This is a genomic window from Haloplanus sp. GDY1 (assembly GCF_023703775.1).
Lineage (GTDB): Archaea > Halobacteriota > Halobacteria > Halobacteriales > Haloferacaceae > Haloplanus > Haloplanus halophilus.
Map to the genome: position 1 here is coordinate 2,886,945 of NZ_CP098514.1, position 14,086 is coordinate 2,901,030.

At 71.2% G+C, this 14,086-nt stretch carries 8 protein-coding genes and 1 pseudogene; 5 read left to right on the forward strand and 4 right to left on the reverse strand.

Going from position 1 to position 14,086, the window contains the following annotated elements:
• Positions 1–91: 91 nt before the first annotated feature.
• Positions 92–1,246 (reverse strand): alpha-1 4-glucan-protein synthase, encoded by a 1,155-nt coding sequence (locus tag NBT67_RS15425; RefSeq protein ID WP_251342654.1) that lies wholly within the window; start codon positions 1,244–1,246, stop codon positions 92–94.
• A gap of 165 nt (positions 1,247–1,411) precedes the next feature.
• Between NBT67_RS15425 and ppk1 the strand changes: the two genes are divergently transcribed.
• Complete coding sequence (gene ppk1, locus NBT67_RS15430) at positions 1,412–3,736, forward strand: polyphosphate kinase 1 (RefSeq protein WP_251342655.1); 2,325 nt, start codon at positions 1,412–1,414, stop codon at positions 3,734–3,736.
• Here ppk1 and NBT67_RS15435 read toward each other — a convergent pair.
• A pseudogene (locus NBT67_RS15435) lies at positions 3,733–6,059 on the reverse strand (DEAD/DEAH box helicase). The gene ppk1 and the pseudogene NBT67_RS15435 sit on opposite strands and share 4 nt — an antisense overlap.
• Positions 6,060–6,130: 71 nt before the next feature.
• Between NBT67_RS15435 and NBT67_RS15440 the strand changes: the two are divergent.
• Both NBT67_RS15440 and NBT67_RS15445 read left to right on the forward strand, forming a co-directional pair.
• A complete protein-coding gene (locus NBT67_RS15440) occupies positions 6,131–6,553 on the forward strand; it encodes a GIY-YIG nuclease family protein (RefSeq protein WP_251342656.1) in 423 nt (140 codons plus the stop codon).
• Positions 6,554–6,815: 262 nt separating this feature from the next.
• Entirely contained in the window at positions 6,816–7,586 is a 771-nt protein-coding gene (locus NBT67_RS15445) for a helix-turn-helix transcriptional regulator (protein ID WP_251342657.1), read from the forward strand.
• Here NBT67_RS15445 and NBT67_RS15450 read toward each other — a convergent pair.
• Entirely contained in the window at positions 7,579–10,593 is a 3,015-nt protein-coding gene (locus NBT67_RS15450) for an FAD-binding and (Fe-S)-binding domain-containing protein (protein WP_251342658.1), read from the reverse strand. The two genes, NBT67_RS15445 and NBT67_RS15450, sit on opposite strands and share 8 nt — an antisense overlap.
• Before the next feature lie 262 nt (positions 10,594–10,855).
• On the opposite strand from NBT67_RS15450, the gene NBT67_RS15455 reads away from it, so the two are divergent.
• Complete coding sequence (locus tag NBT67_RS15455) at positions 10,856–11,368, forward strand: LUD domain-containing protein (protein ID WP_251342659.1); 513 nt, start codon at positions 10,856–10,858, stop codon at positions 11,366–11,368.
• Positions 11,361–13,556 carry an LUD domain-containing protein gene (locus NBT67_RS15460; protein WP_251342660.1) on the forward strand — a complete coding sequence of 732 codons (2,196 nt, stop codon included), beginning with the start codon at positions 11,361–11,363 and terminating at the stop codon, positions 13,554–13,556. The genes NBT67_RS15455 and NBT67_RS15460 overlap by 8 nt, the downstream gene beginning before the upstream one ends.
• Positions 13,557–13,575: 19 nt before the next feature.
• On the opposite strand, the gene NBT67_RS15465 is transcribed toward NBT67_RS15460, so the two are convergent.
• Positions 13,576–14,034 (reverse strand): metal-dependent hydrolase, encoded by a 459-nt coding sequence (locus NBT67_RS15465; RefSeq protein ID WP_251342661.1) that lies wholly within the window; start codon positions 14,032–14,034, stop codon positions 13,576–13,578.
• Between the last annotated feature and the right edge of the window lie 52 nt (positions 14,035–14,086).

Sequence of the window (14,086 nt, forward strand, 5' to 3'; positions counted from 1 at the left end):
ATTCGAAGACTCAGCGGCCAGTTCGCGGGGTTCGTCGGCCAACGCGAGATATTTCCGTCGGAGCGGGGCGGCGACGCTCGCGTGACTGCGCTCAGTCGTCCGCGGGGACCGGCCGTTCGATGGACCGCAGTTCGTCGAGGCAGTCCAGCCAGTCGTGCATGTGCTCTCCCACGTAGGCGAGGAACTCGCCGTTGCGGTAGTCGGCCTCCGCCTCCATCAGGGCGTCGGCCATCGCCGCGAAGGCCGTCGCGTAGGTCACCTCGCCGTCCGGGTCGGCGTCGTCGACCAGTTTCCACAGGTGTTCGTTGAGTTCCAGTCCCGCCACCTCGTTGTGCAGGTCGTCGAAGGTGGAGCGGGGCGCCTTGTCGTGTCGACAGAGCGGGTCGCCCGTGAGGATCTCCTTCCCCAGCAGGTCCGCCGCTCGCTTGAGGAACACGCCGCTCCAGATGTCGTCGAACCGGCCGACCGACCACTCGTTGTCGTCCATCGGCAGCTGGTAGAACGCGGGGATCACCTCCCGGCGGAAGGCGAGGTTCATCGAGCAGACGGTGAGGTACTGGCCGGGTTCGGCGACGAAGTCCGGGCCGAAGTCCGCCGCGTCGAGACGCGTCTCGGCCTGTCCCTGCAGGTCGCCGTCCATCAGGATGCGGACCGCGTCGAGGTCGGGCACGTTCGTCCAGAGGCCCTGCGAGGCGATCACGCTGTCGACGTGTGTCGTCCCCGTCTCCACCGTCTCGTCCATCGCCGCGTAGGGGTACCCTCGGGGGTAGAGGCCGTGGTCCTCGGCGCCGTGATAGAGGACGTTCACCCAGTTCTCGTCCGAGCGCACCGACTCCACGTCCCGGTCGGCGTGCAGGTTCCGGAGGTGCGTCCCGAAGAAGTCGACGTCCTCGTGGGGCCGGGTGTCGTCGTCGATGAAGACGCCGTAGGGGTGGTCGTGCGCCCAGAGGTAGAGCAGCCCGAAACTCGTCTGTGCGTGGCTCTTGGCGGGGATCAGGTGGCCGTACTCGCCGACCCCGTGGTCCTCCAGCCACGCCTCGCGCCGACTCCCGTCGAACACCTCGCCCGAGACGCCCAGGTCGTCGAGCATCGACTCCATCTCCCCCGTCGGGCAGTGGTCCTCGGTCACCAGCACGAACTCCAGCCGGTCCGTGTCGACCCCGTGGCGCTCGGCGTTGTCGACGTAGGATCGCACGCATTCGTACTCCCTGATCGTCGGGACGATGACGCAGATGTCCTCGCTCATTGCCCGCTTTTCTTTAGGCCCACCTAAAATATCTGTCGTTCCGTGCCGACGATATATACTTCTCGATAGGTGTTCGTAGGGGACATACCAACCGCTTTGTGCCGCTGTCGCCACCCTCCCACCGACTCGCTCGCCGACGGCGGCGACGTCGCCGACACCACACCCATGCCCGGACCCGACGACACCGACGGCCCCGACCTCGACGACGCCGAGTTCTACCTGAACCGGGAACTGAGCCACCTGGAGTTCCAGAAGCGCGTCCTCCACGAGGCGCTCGACGACCGGACGCCGCTCCTCGAGCGGGTGCGCTTTCTCGGCCTCTTCACCAAGAACCTCGACGAGTTCTTCATGAAGCGCGTCGGGGGGTTGAAACAGCAGATCGACGCGGGCGTCACCGACCCGACGGTCGACGGCCGGACCCCCCGCGAGCAGTGGGCCGAGATCCTCGAGACGACCGGTCCCATGTTCGGCCGCCAGACCGACTGCTACCGCGACGTGGTTCGGCCCGCCCTCGCCGAGGCGGGGATCGAGATCGTCGACCACGAGGACCTGACCGACGCGGAGCGCGACCGGATGCAGGACTACTTCGAGGAGTCCGTGTTGCCGACGCTGACGCCGCTGGCGTTCGACCCGGCCCACCCCTTCCCCTTCATCTCCAACCTCAGCCTCTCGCTCGGCGTCTACGTCCGGCACGACCCCGGCGAGGACCCGATCTTCACCCGCGTGAAGGTCCCGCAGAACCGCCCGCGACTCGTCCCCCTCGATGAGGGGTCGCGCTACGTCCTCCTCGAGGACCTCATCCGAGCGCATCTCGACTTGCTGATGCCCAACGTCGAGGTCGTCGACACCGCCCTGTTTCGCATCACGCGCAACGCCGAGGTCCGACACAACCAGGAGGTCGCCGAGGACCTGATCGAGGCCATCGAGGAGGTGATCGAACAGCGGCGCTTCGCCACCGCCGTCCGCCTGGAGATCGGCGACGACGCCCCCGAGGAGATGGTCGACCTCCTGCGCGAGCAACTCGACCTCTGCCCGGAGGAGGTGGTCCACCGCTCCGGACCCCTCGACTACCGGGACTTCATGACGCTCTCGGACCTCGATCGCCCCGACCTGAAACGCGAGCCCTGGTCGCCGCTCCCCCATCCCCGGTTCGCCGAGGGGCCGGCCGGCGAGGTGACCGTCCAGGGGAGCGACCTCTTCGACGAGATCGCCCGCGACGACGTCCTCCTCCATCACCCGTATCACTCCTTCGAGGGGACGGTCCAGCGCTTCCTCGACGCCGCCGCCAACGACCCCGACGTGTTGGCGATCAAGGCCGCCATCTACCGCACGGCGAGTGACTCGCAGGTGATCCAGCGGCTGATCGACGCCGCCGACAACGGCAAGCAGGTGGCGGTGATGGTCGAACTCAAGGCCCGCTTCGACGAGCAGAACAACCTCCAGTGGGTGCGCAAACTGGAGGAGAACGGCATCCACGTCGCTTACGGCACGGTCGGGCTGAAGACCCACACCAAGACCGCGCTGGTCGTCCGCGAGGAGGCGGACGGCGTGAAACTCTACTCCCACGTCGCCACGGGTAACTACCACTCCGAGACGGCGAAGGGGTACGTCGACCTCGGCCTGTTGACCGCCGACCGCGACGTCGGGCAGGACCTCGTGACGGTGTTCAACTTCTTCACCGGCCCCTCGCTGGACGAGGAGTTCCGCAAACTGCTCGTCGCGCCCGTCACGATGCGAAAGCGGTTCACGGAACTGATCCGCCGGGAGGCCGACCACGCCCGCGCCGGCCGCCCCGCCCGCATCGTCGCGAAGATGAACGCGCTGGAGGACCCCGCCATCGTCGAGGAACTGTACCGCGCCTCGATGGCCGGCGTCGATATCGACCTGATCGTCCGCGACATCTGCCGCCTGCGGCCGGGGATCGAGGGGATCAGCGACACCGTCACCGTCCACTCCGTCGTCGGTCGCTTCCTGGAACATTCGCGGATCTACTACTTCGAGAACGGCGCGGGGGCGGAGAGCCCGACGGAGGCCGGCGACGGCCGCGCCCCCGAGTACTACCTCGGGTCGGCCGACTGGATGACCCGCAACCTCGACCACCGGGTCGAGGCCGTCGCCCCCGTCACCGACCCCGACGCCCGCGAGCAACTCCGGTTCGTCCTCGAGGTGATGCTGAACGACAACCGCACCCGCTGGACGATGAACGCCGACGGGAGCTACGACCAGCGGACGCCGGGCGACGACCCCGAGTGGGCCACCCAGTCCGTCCTGATGGACGCCGCCCGCCGGGCCCACGACCGGGACGACGAGCGCGGGATCGACACCGACCACCCGGCGAGTCCCGGCGACCTGCTCGTCGCCCCTGAGTCGGCGGACGAGGCCGAGGCGGGACCGACCGACGGGCGCGACGCCGGCGGCGCCGACCCGGAGACGGCCGACGGGCGCGCCGGCGACGGCGTGGACGCCCCCGCCGTCGAGGACGAGGACTAATCCGCCTCGCTCAGCGATTCGAGCAGGACGACGGCGGGGTCGGGTGCCAGCGGCTCGTTCGCGTTCCCGCAGTGTGGCGACTGGACGCAGGCCGGACAGCCGTCGGCACAGCCACAGCCGTCGATCATCCGGGCGGTCCGGGGGACGAGCGGGCGGTCCGGGGGACGAGCGACTCGAAGCGCGCGTAGCCGCCGCGGGCGAGCCCCACGCCGCCGGGGTAGCCGTCGTAGACGAAGACGGTGGGCGCGCCGGTGTGGGCGTGATGCGGCGTCGAGAGGCCGCCGACGTCCGCGCGGTCACAGAGCAGGTGGAGGGGAAACAGGGAGATCAGGCCGTGTTCGGCCGCGTGGATGCCGCCGTCGAAGTCGCCGACCGCCCGCATCTCGGCCTCCACGTCCGCCGGGACGGTGAAATACAGCGCCGTCGTCGACAACGTCGTCTCGGGGAGGGTGAGCGTTTCGCGGCCCAGCGTCTCGCCCCGACCCGCGTCCCGGCGCTCGTAGCCCGTCACCCGCTCCGTGACGGTCACGTCCGCGAGGTGGACGCCGACGTCGGGGCGGGCCGAGAGCGCCGTCGACTCCCGGTCGCGCTCGACCGCGATCGACTTCTCGGTCAGCACCCGGGTGTAGTAGTCCGCCCACGTCGCCTGCAGGGTCGCCACGTCCCGGTCCAGATCCAGGTCGGTCACCTCGTAGGACTGCCCCTGGTGGTGGTAGATCGCGCCCGGGTGGGCGTCCCGGAGGGCGTCGCCGAAGCCGAGGGTGGCGATCACGTCGCCGTCGGCCAGCAGGTCCACCTCCCGGTCGTCGGCGCCCCGGAGGGACGTCGCGTGCTGCGGGCTCCGGTCGCCGGCGTGGGTCCAGCGGACCCCCTCCGCCGTCTCGCGGCGCTCCAGGCAACCGGCGGCTTCCAGGTCGGCCACGACGTCGGCGAACCCCTCGCCGAAGTGGGCCTCGTCCGCCCGGGACAGCCAGTTCTCCGCCGCCGCCGCGGCGACGTGGTCGGGGAGCAGGTGTTCGTTCCCCGGGTCGACCGTCGCCCGCTCCGGGTCGCCCTCGAAGAGGGTCTCGGGGTTGGCCATCAGGTACTGGTCGAGCTGGTCCTCGCCGGCGACGAGGGCGACGAGCGCGGGGTCGGCCCCCCGGCCCGCCCGGCCCGCGCGCTGGAAGGCCGACATCCGGGTGCCGGGGTAGCCGTCCAGCAACACGGCGTCGAGTCCCCCGACGTCGACGCCGAGTTCGAGGGCGCTGGTGCTCCAGACGCCCCGCACGCGCCCGTCGTGGAGGCCGTCCTCGACCTCGCGGCGGCGCTCGTCGCGCAGCGAGGCCTGGTACGCCTCGATCCGTCCCGCCAGGTCCCGCTCGCCACGCTCCCGGAGCGCGTCGGCGCTCTCGGTGGCGTAGCGCTCGGCGGTCTGGCGCGCCCGGGTGAAGGCGAGAGTCTGGTGGCCCGCGGCCACGAGGTCGGTAAAGAGGCGCTTCGTCTCGACGTGGCTCGACCGGCGGCGGCCCGCCCCCCGGTCGCCCTCGTGTTCGGGCGGGTTCCAGAGGAGCCAGTGGCGCGGCCCCCGGCCGCTCGCGTCCGTCTCGACGAGCGCGAACCCGGATTCGGGGCGGCCCGTCAGGCGCGCCGCGTGGTCGACGGGGTTGCCGACGGTGGCCGAACAGCAGACGAACGCCGGATCGCTCCCGAAGCGCTCACAGAGGCGCGCCAGCCGCCTGAGAACGAGCGAGACGTGGGTGCCGAAGACGCCGCGATAGCCGTGCATCTCGTCGATCACGACCAGCTCCAGCGACGAGAACAGCCACTCCCACAGCCGGTGGCCGTGAGGCAGGAGGCCGTAGTGGAGCATGTCCGGGTTCGAGAGCAGGACCGTCGGCCGCCGGTCCCGGACGTCGCGTTTCTCGGCTTTCGAGAGGCGACCGGTGTAGGTGTCGACCGAGACGCGACTGCCGAAGCCGAGGCCGCGGGCCAGGTCGGAGAGGCTCTCGGCCTGGTCCGCGATCAGGGCGTTCTGCGGGCCGAGATACAGCGTTCGGCCGCCGTCTTCCATCGCCCGCTCGAACGCCGGCACCGTGTACGCGAGGCTCTTGCCGCTCGCCGTCGGCGTCGCCAACACCGCGTCCCGCCCGTCGCGGACGGCCTCGATGGCGTCGACCTGGTGGCGATAGAGGCGGTCGACCCCCCGATCCGCCAGCGCGTCGGCCAGCCGCGGTTCCAGGTCGCAGTCGGCGTAGACTGGGTCGCGTCCCGGCAGGACGCGGTGGTCCGCGACCCGTCCGTCCTCGGCGCGTTCCCGGAGTCGGTCGACGACGTCGTCCACACCCCTGCTCCGGCCGGCCCGACCAAACCGGTTCCGGTCGCGTTTTGGCGCTCGCCGCCGACCTCACCCACATGGACGCCGACGGCGGCACCTACACCCTCGTCCTCGAGTTGCCCCGGGCGGTCGACGTCACGGTCGGCGCGCTGGGCCGGCACCGCTTCCCCGCGGGCGCCTACGCCTACACCGGGAGCGCACTCGGGAGCGGCGGCTTCGCCCGCGTCGACCGACACCGCCGGGTCGCGGCGGGGGAACACGACACCCGGCACTGGCACGTCGACTACCTCACCGGCCACCCGGCGACCGGCCTGGTGACCGCCGTCACCAGCGCGGGCGTCGACGCCGAGTGTGCCGTCGCCACACGCCTCCCCGAGGGACCGGTCGCGGGGTTCGGCGCCTCGGACTGTGGCTGTCGCTCCCACCTCGCCGCGGGGCCGACGGCCGAGGAACTGGTCGGAACCGTGCGGTCGGCACACCGAGCGGCGTCGAAAAGCTGAGTCCCGACCCGAAGTCGGGCGACCGGGGATGTCCGACCGCCGCTCACGTCCGGGCGAACGCGTGGCGGTCGGACGCCGGATCGGGAGGCGGGCCGGGCAACCCGCCACGACCCCGTGTCAGAGGCACCCCGGCACGAACCCGTACGCTGATCGACGACTTGATGTTGTCGTCCGCCGAACGCGTCACCGACTGACCGGTGACACATAAGCGTTTCGCGGAACGGCATACGAGGCGGGTCGCGACGCCCGCGGAGGGGCGTCGGTGACCGACGAGTCGCCGGCGGCCGTCGTCGACCGCCGCCTCGACACGCTCCGGGCGCTCGACGAGGGGGCGGCGTCGAGGGCGACGCTCGCCGACCGGGCGGGCGTCTCGCGGTCGACGGTCGACCGGGCGCTCCGCGAACTGTCGACGGTCGGGTTCGTGACGTCGACGCCGGCGGGTTACCGGCCGACCCTGCCCGGGCGGTTGGCGCTCTCGGGACGCGACCGGCACGTCCGTCGGATCGAGGCCCTGGCGGCGGTCGCCCCCCTGTTCGAGGGGGTCGAGGTGGGGCTCGACGTCGACCCGGCCGTCTTCGAGGGGGCGACGGTCGTCGAGGCGACGCCGCACGCGCCGACCGACCCGCTCGACGCCGTCGCCGACGTCGTCGGCACCGCCACGCACGTGTCGGTCTACACCGGGCGCTTTCTCTCCCGACACGCCCGGCTCTACCACGACCGGATCATGGAGGCGGGGACGACCGGTGCGTTCGTCACGACCGAACGGGTGATCGAGCGACTGGCGGCGTCCCGTCCCGTCGACACCCGGGACGCGGTCGCGAGCGGGCGGGTCGCCATCCGCCGCACCAACCGGGACGAGCCGCTGACGGTCGTCCTCGCGGAGACGCCCGACGGCCCCGAGGTGGGGCTGGTCGTCTACCGCGGGGGCGCCGCGCGCGGCTTCGTCGGCAACGACGACCCCGCGGCGACGCGGTGGGCGCGGGCGCTCCACGAGCGCCTGTGGGCCGCGGGGACGCCGTTCGACCCTATCTGAGCGCGGCGTCGAGCTTCTCCACCGGCGTCGGCGGCTCCGCGTCGTAGCGGTCGCCGAGCTGCGTCCGGCAGGAGGCGCCGGGCGCGACGACCTCCTCGCCCGGACTCCCGTCAACCTGGTCGAAGAGGATGGAGCCGATGGCCCGGCTCATCGAGCGGTGTTCGGCCTCGTAGCCGAAGGAGCCGGCCATGCCACAGCACCCGGAGTCCAGGGGGTCGACCGCGTAGCCCGCCCGGCGCAACACGCCGACGGCGTGGTGGTCCCTGTTGGTCGACTTCTGGTGACAGTGGCCGTGGTAGGTCAGCGACCCGTCGGCGCCGCCGGTGTCGAGGCGCTCGTCGAGGCGGAAGGCGTCGAGATACTCCATGACCCCGTAGGTGCCGTCGGCCACGGCGTCGACGTCAGCGCCGGTGAGCAGGTCGCGGTACTCGTCCTGGAACATGACGGCGTCGGAGGGTTCGACGAGCACCACGTCCCAGCCGTCGCGGACGCGGGGCGCGAGGGCGTCGACGTTCGTCGCCGCTCGCTCGCGTGCCTCGTCGAGAAAGCCCTTCGAGAACGGCGGCCGGCCGCTGCCGGCGACGTCCCGCGGGATCGCGACGTGGACGTTCGCCGCCTCCAGCACCCTGACCGCGGCCTTCCCGGACTCGGGGTGGTTGTACGTGGTGTAGGCGTCCGGGAAGAGCAGGACCTTGCGGTCGGCCTCGGCCTCGGGCACCCGGGATCCGCCCCGGTCGTCGAACCAGTCGACGAGCGACTCGCGGTGGAAGGTGGGCAGGGTGCGATCCTTCGCGATGCCGAGGGTCTTCTCCAAGAGCGTGCGGGCGCCCGGCACCTTCGTCGCCCAGTTCGACAGCGGCGCCAGCGCGGAGCCCAGCCGGTTCATCGTCTCGACGTTCGCGAACAGTTTGTCGCGCAGGCTGGCGCCGTGTCGCTGGTGGTGTTCGTGGGTCACCTCCGCCTTCAGCTTCGCGAGGTCCACCTCGCTCGGACAGTCCTTCGAGCAGCCCTTGCAGCCGATACAGAGGTCGAGCACCTCGTGCATGAACTCCACGTCCGTGGCGTCGCCGTCCAGGTCGCCGCTCATGGCCTGCCGGAGCAGGTTCGCCCGGCCGCGGGTGGCGGTGATCTCCTCCTGGCTGGCGCGGTAGGTCGGGCACATCACGCCGCCGGTCGTCTCCTGCGGGCCGCGACAGCCGCCACAGCCGTGACAGAGTTCGACCATGCCCTGCATCCCGTTCTCGTTGTCCCAGTCGAGCGCGGGGTCGAAGCCGGCGTCGAACTCGTAGTCGGGGTCGAACCGCAGATTCTCGGTCATGTCGACGTCGCCACAGACCGTCCCCGGGTTGAGTATCCAGTCGGGGTCGTACGCCGACTTCAGGTCGCGGAACGTCTCCCACAGGCGGTCGCCGTACAGCTTCCGGTTCCACTGGGTGCGGGCGCGGCCGTCGCCGTGTTCGCCCGAGACGGAGCCGTCGTACTTCACCACGAGATCCGTCGCGGCGTCGGCGATGGACTCCATCTGAGCGACGCCCTCGACGGTCTTGGTGTTGACCAGCGGCCGGATGTGGAGGACGCCGGGGCCGGCGTGGGCGTAGTAGCTCGCGAACGTGTCGTGGTCGTCGAGCATCGCTTGGAAGTCCGCGACGTAGTCCGGGAGGTTCTCGGCCGGGATGGCGGTGTCCTCGATGAACGCGATGTGTTTGGCGTCGCTGGTGCGCCCGAGCAGGATGGGGAGCCCGGACTTGCGCATCTTCCAGAACTTCTCGCGGGTCTCGGCGTCGTGGGCCTCCATCGCCGCCCGGGCGCGTCGGGGGGCGGCCGTCCGGTCGGCGGCGCCGTCGCTCGGGTCGGCGTCGGGGTCGCCGTCGGGCACCCGATCGGCGATCAGGTCCGCCACCAACGCCTTTCCCGCCGCGTCGCTCTCGGCGTAGAACTCCACGAGCAGCACGGAGTCGGTCCCCTCGGGGAGGGTGCCGACCACGTCCGCGAACTCAGCGGTGTCGCGCGCCAGGTCGAGCAACACGTCGTCGAGGACCTCCACCGCCGCGGGGTCGTGTTCGAGGATGGGGGCCACGTCCTCCATCGCGTCGAGCAGGTCGTCGTAGGTCAGCAGGCCGATGGCCTTCGTCTCGGGGACGGGTTCGAGCGCGACGGTCGCCTCGGTGACGACCGCGAGCGTCCCCTCGCTGCCCGCAAGCAGGCGGGCGAGGTTGACCGATCCCGACTCGGCCTCCTCGATCAGTTGATCGAGGTTGTACCCCGAGACGTTGCGCTTCAGGTCCGGATACCGCTCGCGCACCTCGTCGGCCTCCTCGTCGATTATCCGGACGACCTCGGCGTGGATACGCTCCTCGATGGTGCCCTCGGGGTCGGCGGTGGCCCGCAGGTCGTCGAGGGCCACCTCGCCGAAGGTGGTGACCGTCCCGTCCGCGAGGACGGCCTCGACCTCCTCGACGTAGGCGTCGGTCTTGCCGTACTTCAGCGAGTGCGAGCCGGTGGAGTTGTTGCCGATGGCGCCGCCGAGGACGCTCTTGTCCCCCCACGCCGGGTCGGGGGCGAACTTCAGGCCGTGGGGAGCGAGTTCGGCGTTCAGGTCGCCGAGTTTGACGCCGGGTTGGGCGCGGGCGCGGCGCGCCTCGGGGTCGGCCTCCAGCACGTCGGTCATGGACCGCGAGAAGTCGAGGACGACCGCCTCGTTGACGGTCTGGCCGGCGAGGCTGGTGCCGCCGCCGCGGGGGAGGACCGGCACGCCCCGGTCGGCGCAGTACTCGACGACGGCGGCCACGTCGGCGGTGGACGTCGGGAAGACGACGCCGACGGGCGTCATCTCGTAGGCGCTCGCGTCGGTGGCGTAGAGCTGTCGGGAGTAGTCGTCGAACCGCACGTCCCCGTCGATCAGCCCCTCCAGGTCGTCGACCATCCCCGGCCGGTCCACGTCGTCGCTCCGGTAGTCGTAATCCCCCGCCGACGAGGGGTCGTCGGCGGAATCGCCTGTCGTTGCCATCGGCGGCCACTTGGTGTACGCCGGGATAAAATGCGGGTACTAGGGCGGGTCCAGAAGACGCCCGGGAAGAGCACGTATCCGAACAGCAGCGTCAGGAGGCCCGTGGCCGTCGCGTAGGGGGGCGACCGGTCCGAGTTCGTCGCGGATGACTCGGGCCGCCGCGGGCACCGTCGACGCCGCCCCCGACCGCACGCGCCCGTTCCGCTGACGCCGACGGGGGGACCGAAGCTACAAAGCCGTCCCGACCCCAACCGTCGTGTACATGGCTACCACGACCACGAACCCAACCATCTCGACGTTCGAGGACGCCCTCGACGAACTCGGGGTGGACCTCACCCGGACGGCCGCCGACGAGTTCGCGGCGACCCTCGACGACGTCGTCCGCGATCCGGCCGTCGGCGTCCCCCTCCCCTTCGACGTCGCGTACCCCGACTCGGTGACGGTCGATCCGACGCCCGCCGCCCTCGAACGCGCGGAGACGGGCGTCACCCCCGCCTCTTTCGGCGTGGCCAACTACGGGAGCGTCCTCCTGCCCTCCACGGCCGACGGCGCCGAACCCGTCTCCCTCTACCCCGAACTCCACGTCCCCGTCGTCCGCGCGAGCGACGTCCTCCCGGACCTGCCCGAGGCGCTGGACCGCTTCGGCGACGTGGCCCGGGAGAACGGCGCGAGCACCGTCGTCGCCACCGGCCCCAGCGCCACCGCAGACATGGGGGAACTCGTCCTCGGCGCGCACGGCCCCGAGGCGGTCCACGTGGTGATGCTCGATGAGTAAGGGGGACAAGGCCGCCGAGATCCGCCGGCTGATGGCGACCGAAGGCCCGGCCATCGAGGAGAACACCAAGGGCTTCAACCGGCGGCGACGGGAGGCGGTCGCCGACCTGGAGAACTACGAGGAACTCCGGACCCGCGCCCGCGAGATCAAGGAGGACGCCATCGACCGCCTGCCCGAACTGATCGACGAACTGCGCGAGTCCGTCGAGGCCAACGGCGGCCACCTCTACGTCGCGGACGACCCCGAGGACGCGAACCGCTACGTCCGGAACGTGGTGGCCGACAACGGCGCCGAGCGCGTCGTCAAGAGCAAGTCGATGACCACCGAGGAACTGGAGGTAAACGACGCCCTCGAGGCCGACGGCGTCGACGTGGTGGAGACGGATCTCGGGGAGTGGGTGGTCCAGTTGGCCGACGAGACGCCCTCCCACCTCATCGCGCCGGCCATCCACCGCTCCCGGGAGAGCATCGCCGACCTGTTCCGTGAGGTGTTCGACCCCGACGATCCGCCGGAGACGGCCGACGAACTCACCACCTTCGCCCGGAACCGGCTGGGCGAACTCATCCGCGACGCCGACGTGGGCGTGACCGGAGCCAACTTCGTCACCGCCGACAGCGGGACGATGGCCCTCGTCACCAGCGAGGGCAACGCCCGGAAGTGCGCCGTCGCGCCCGACACGCACGTCGCCGTCGCGGGCGTCGAGAAGGTGATCCCCTCGACGGACGACCTCTCGCCGTTCCTCGAACTCCTCGCGCGCTCGGGGACCGGCCAGGACCTCACCGCCTACGTCTCGCTGCTGACCCCGCCGGTCGACTCCCCGACCCTCGATTTCGACGACGACGAGACGCCCCTGTCCGAGCGGGGCTCCGACCGCGAGTTCCACCTCGTGCTCGTCGACAACGGCCGCATGGCGATGCGCGAGGACGACCAGCTCCGCGAGACGCTGTACTGCATCCGGTGTGGCCAGTGTTCGAACTCCTGTGCCAACTTCCAGCACGTCGGCGGGCACGCCTTCGGCGGCGAGACCTACTCCGGCGGCATCGGCACCGGCTGGGAGGCCGGCATCGAGGGGCTGGACACCGCCGCGGAGTTCAACGACTTCTGTACCGGCTGTTCCCGGTGTGTCAACGGCTGTCCCACCAAGATCGACATTCCGTGGATCAACACGGTGGTGCGCGACCGGGTGAACCGCGGCACGGAGCCCGAGGGGTACGACTTCCTCGTCGAGGGGCTGACGCCCGACGAGGAGCCCGGCGGCCTCGACCTCGACAAGCGCCTGTTCGGCAACTTCGAGACGCTCGCGAAACTCGGGAGCGCGACCGCCCCCGTCTCGAACTGGCTCGCCGACACGGGGCCGGCCCGCTGGGCGCTCGAGCGCGTCGCCGGCGTCGACTCCCGGCGCGACCTCCCCGAGTTCCAGCGCGAGACCCTGGTCGACTGGTTCCGGAACCGCGTCTCGACCGTCTCCGATCCGACCCGGGAGGCCGTCCTCTACCCCGACGTCTACACCAACCACGTGCAGGTCGAACGGGGGAAGGCCGCCGTGCGGGTACTGGAGGCCCTCGGCGTCTCGGTGCGGATCCCCTCGATGCCCTCCAGCGGTCGCGCGCCGCTCTCGCAGGGCATGATCGCCACCGCCGAGGCGCACGCCCACGACGTCTACGGCGCGCTCGCCGAACACGTCGACGCCGGGCGCGACGTGGTCGTGATCGAACCCTCCGACCTCGCGATGTTCGAGCGGGAGTACGAGCGGTTCCTCGCGGACGCCTCCGTCGAGCGCCTGCAGGAGCACAGCTACGAGATCATGGAGTACGTCTACGGCCTGCTGGAGAACGGCGCGGACGCCGACGCGCTCCGGGGCGGCGACGGTCACGAGGTCGCCTACCACGCTCACTGCCAGCAGCGCACCCTCGGCCTCGAAGCCCACACGACGGCCGTGCTGGAGGCCCTCGACTACGACGTGGTCACCTCCGACGTGGAGTGCTGTGGCATGGCCGGCTCCTTCGGCTACAAGGACACCTACTACGAACTGAGCATGGACGTGGGCGACGACCTGGCCGAGCAGTTCTCGACCGCCGAGACGCGCGACCGGACGGTGGTCGCCAGCGGCACCTCCTGTCTGGAGCAACTCGACGCCCTGCTCGCCCGGCCGTCCCGACACCCCGTCGAACTGGTCGCGCCGCGGTAGCGCCGCCGCCCCACTCCGGTCACCCGCGCTCGCCGTCCGGTCGGGCGGCCACGAGGCTGACGCCGAGCGCCAGCCAGACGACGGTCTCGAGGAAGAACGACGGCGTCCAGAGGTAGTACCCCACGAACTCGACGGGTGGGAGCCCGAGCGGGGTCGCCGGTTCCGTCAGCGGCCAGCCGAGAAACGGGACGTCGTCGGCGCGGCCGTTGACGACGAGGTGGAGCGCGTCGAGCAGGAGATGCGACAGCCAGCCGACCCAGAGCGCGACCCCCCGTCTCCCGACCAGGGCTACCGGGACGGCCAGCGCGAGGGTGACCCCCGAGTGACCGACGGTGTGATACAGGTCGACGACGCCCGCCGCCGCCAGGGGCTTGTCGACCACGTCCGGAAGCGCCGCGCCGGCGACGAGCCACCGCGGCGACGCCCGCCACCGCCGACCGAGGAGCCAGGCGGCGACGAGGTGGGTCGCGAAGAGCACGTCCCCCCGTAGGACCGGCGGCCGGTTACCCTTCACGGCCGTCGTGACGGTC

Coding starts and splice junctions, on each gene's coding strand:
- NBT67_RS15425 (WP_251342654.1), bottom strand. CDS start 1,246: ATGAGCGAGGACATCTGCGTCATCGTCCCGACGATCAGGGAGTACGAA.
- ppk1 (WP_251342655.1), top strand. CDS start 1,412: ATGCCCGGACCCGACGACACCGACGGCCCCGACCTCGACGACGCCGAG.
- NBT67_RS15440 (WP_251342656.1), top strand. CDS start 6,131: ATGGACGCCGACGGCGGCACCTACACCCTCGTCCTCGAGTTGCCCCGG.
- NBT67_RS15450 (WP_251342658.1), bottom strand. CDS start 10,593: ATGGCAACGACAGGCGATTCCGCCGACGACCCCTCGTCGGCGGGGGAT.
- NBT67_RS15455 (WP_251342659.1), top strand. CDS start 10,856: ATGGCTACCACGACCACGAACCCAACCATCTCGACGTTCGAGGACGCC.
- NBT67_RS15460 (WP_251342660.1), top strand. CDS start 11,361: ATGAGTAAGGGGGACAAGGCCGCCGAGATCCGCCGGCTGATGGCGACC.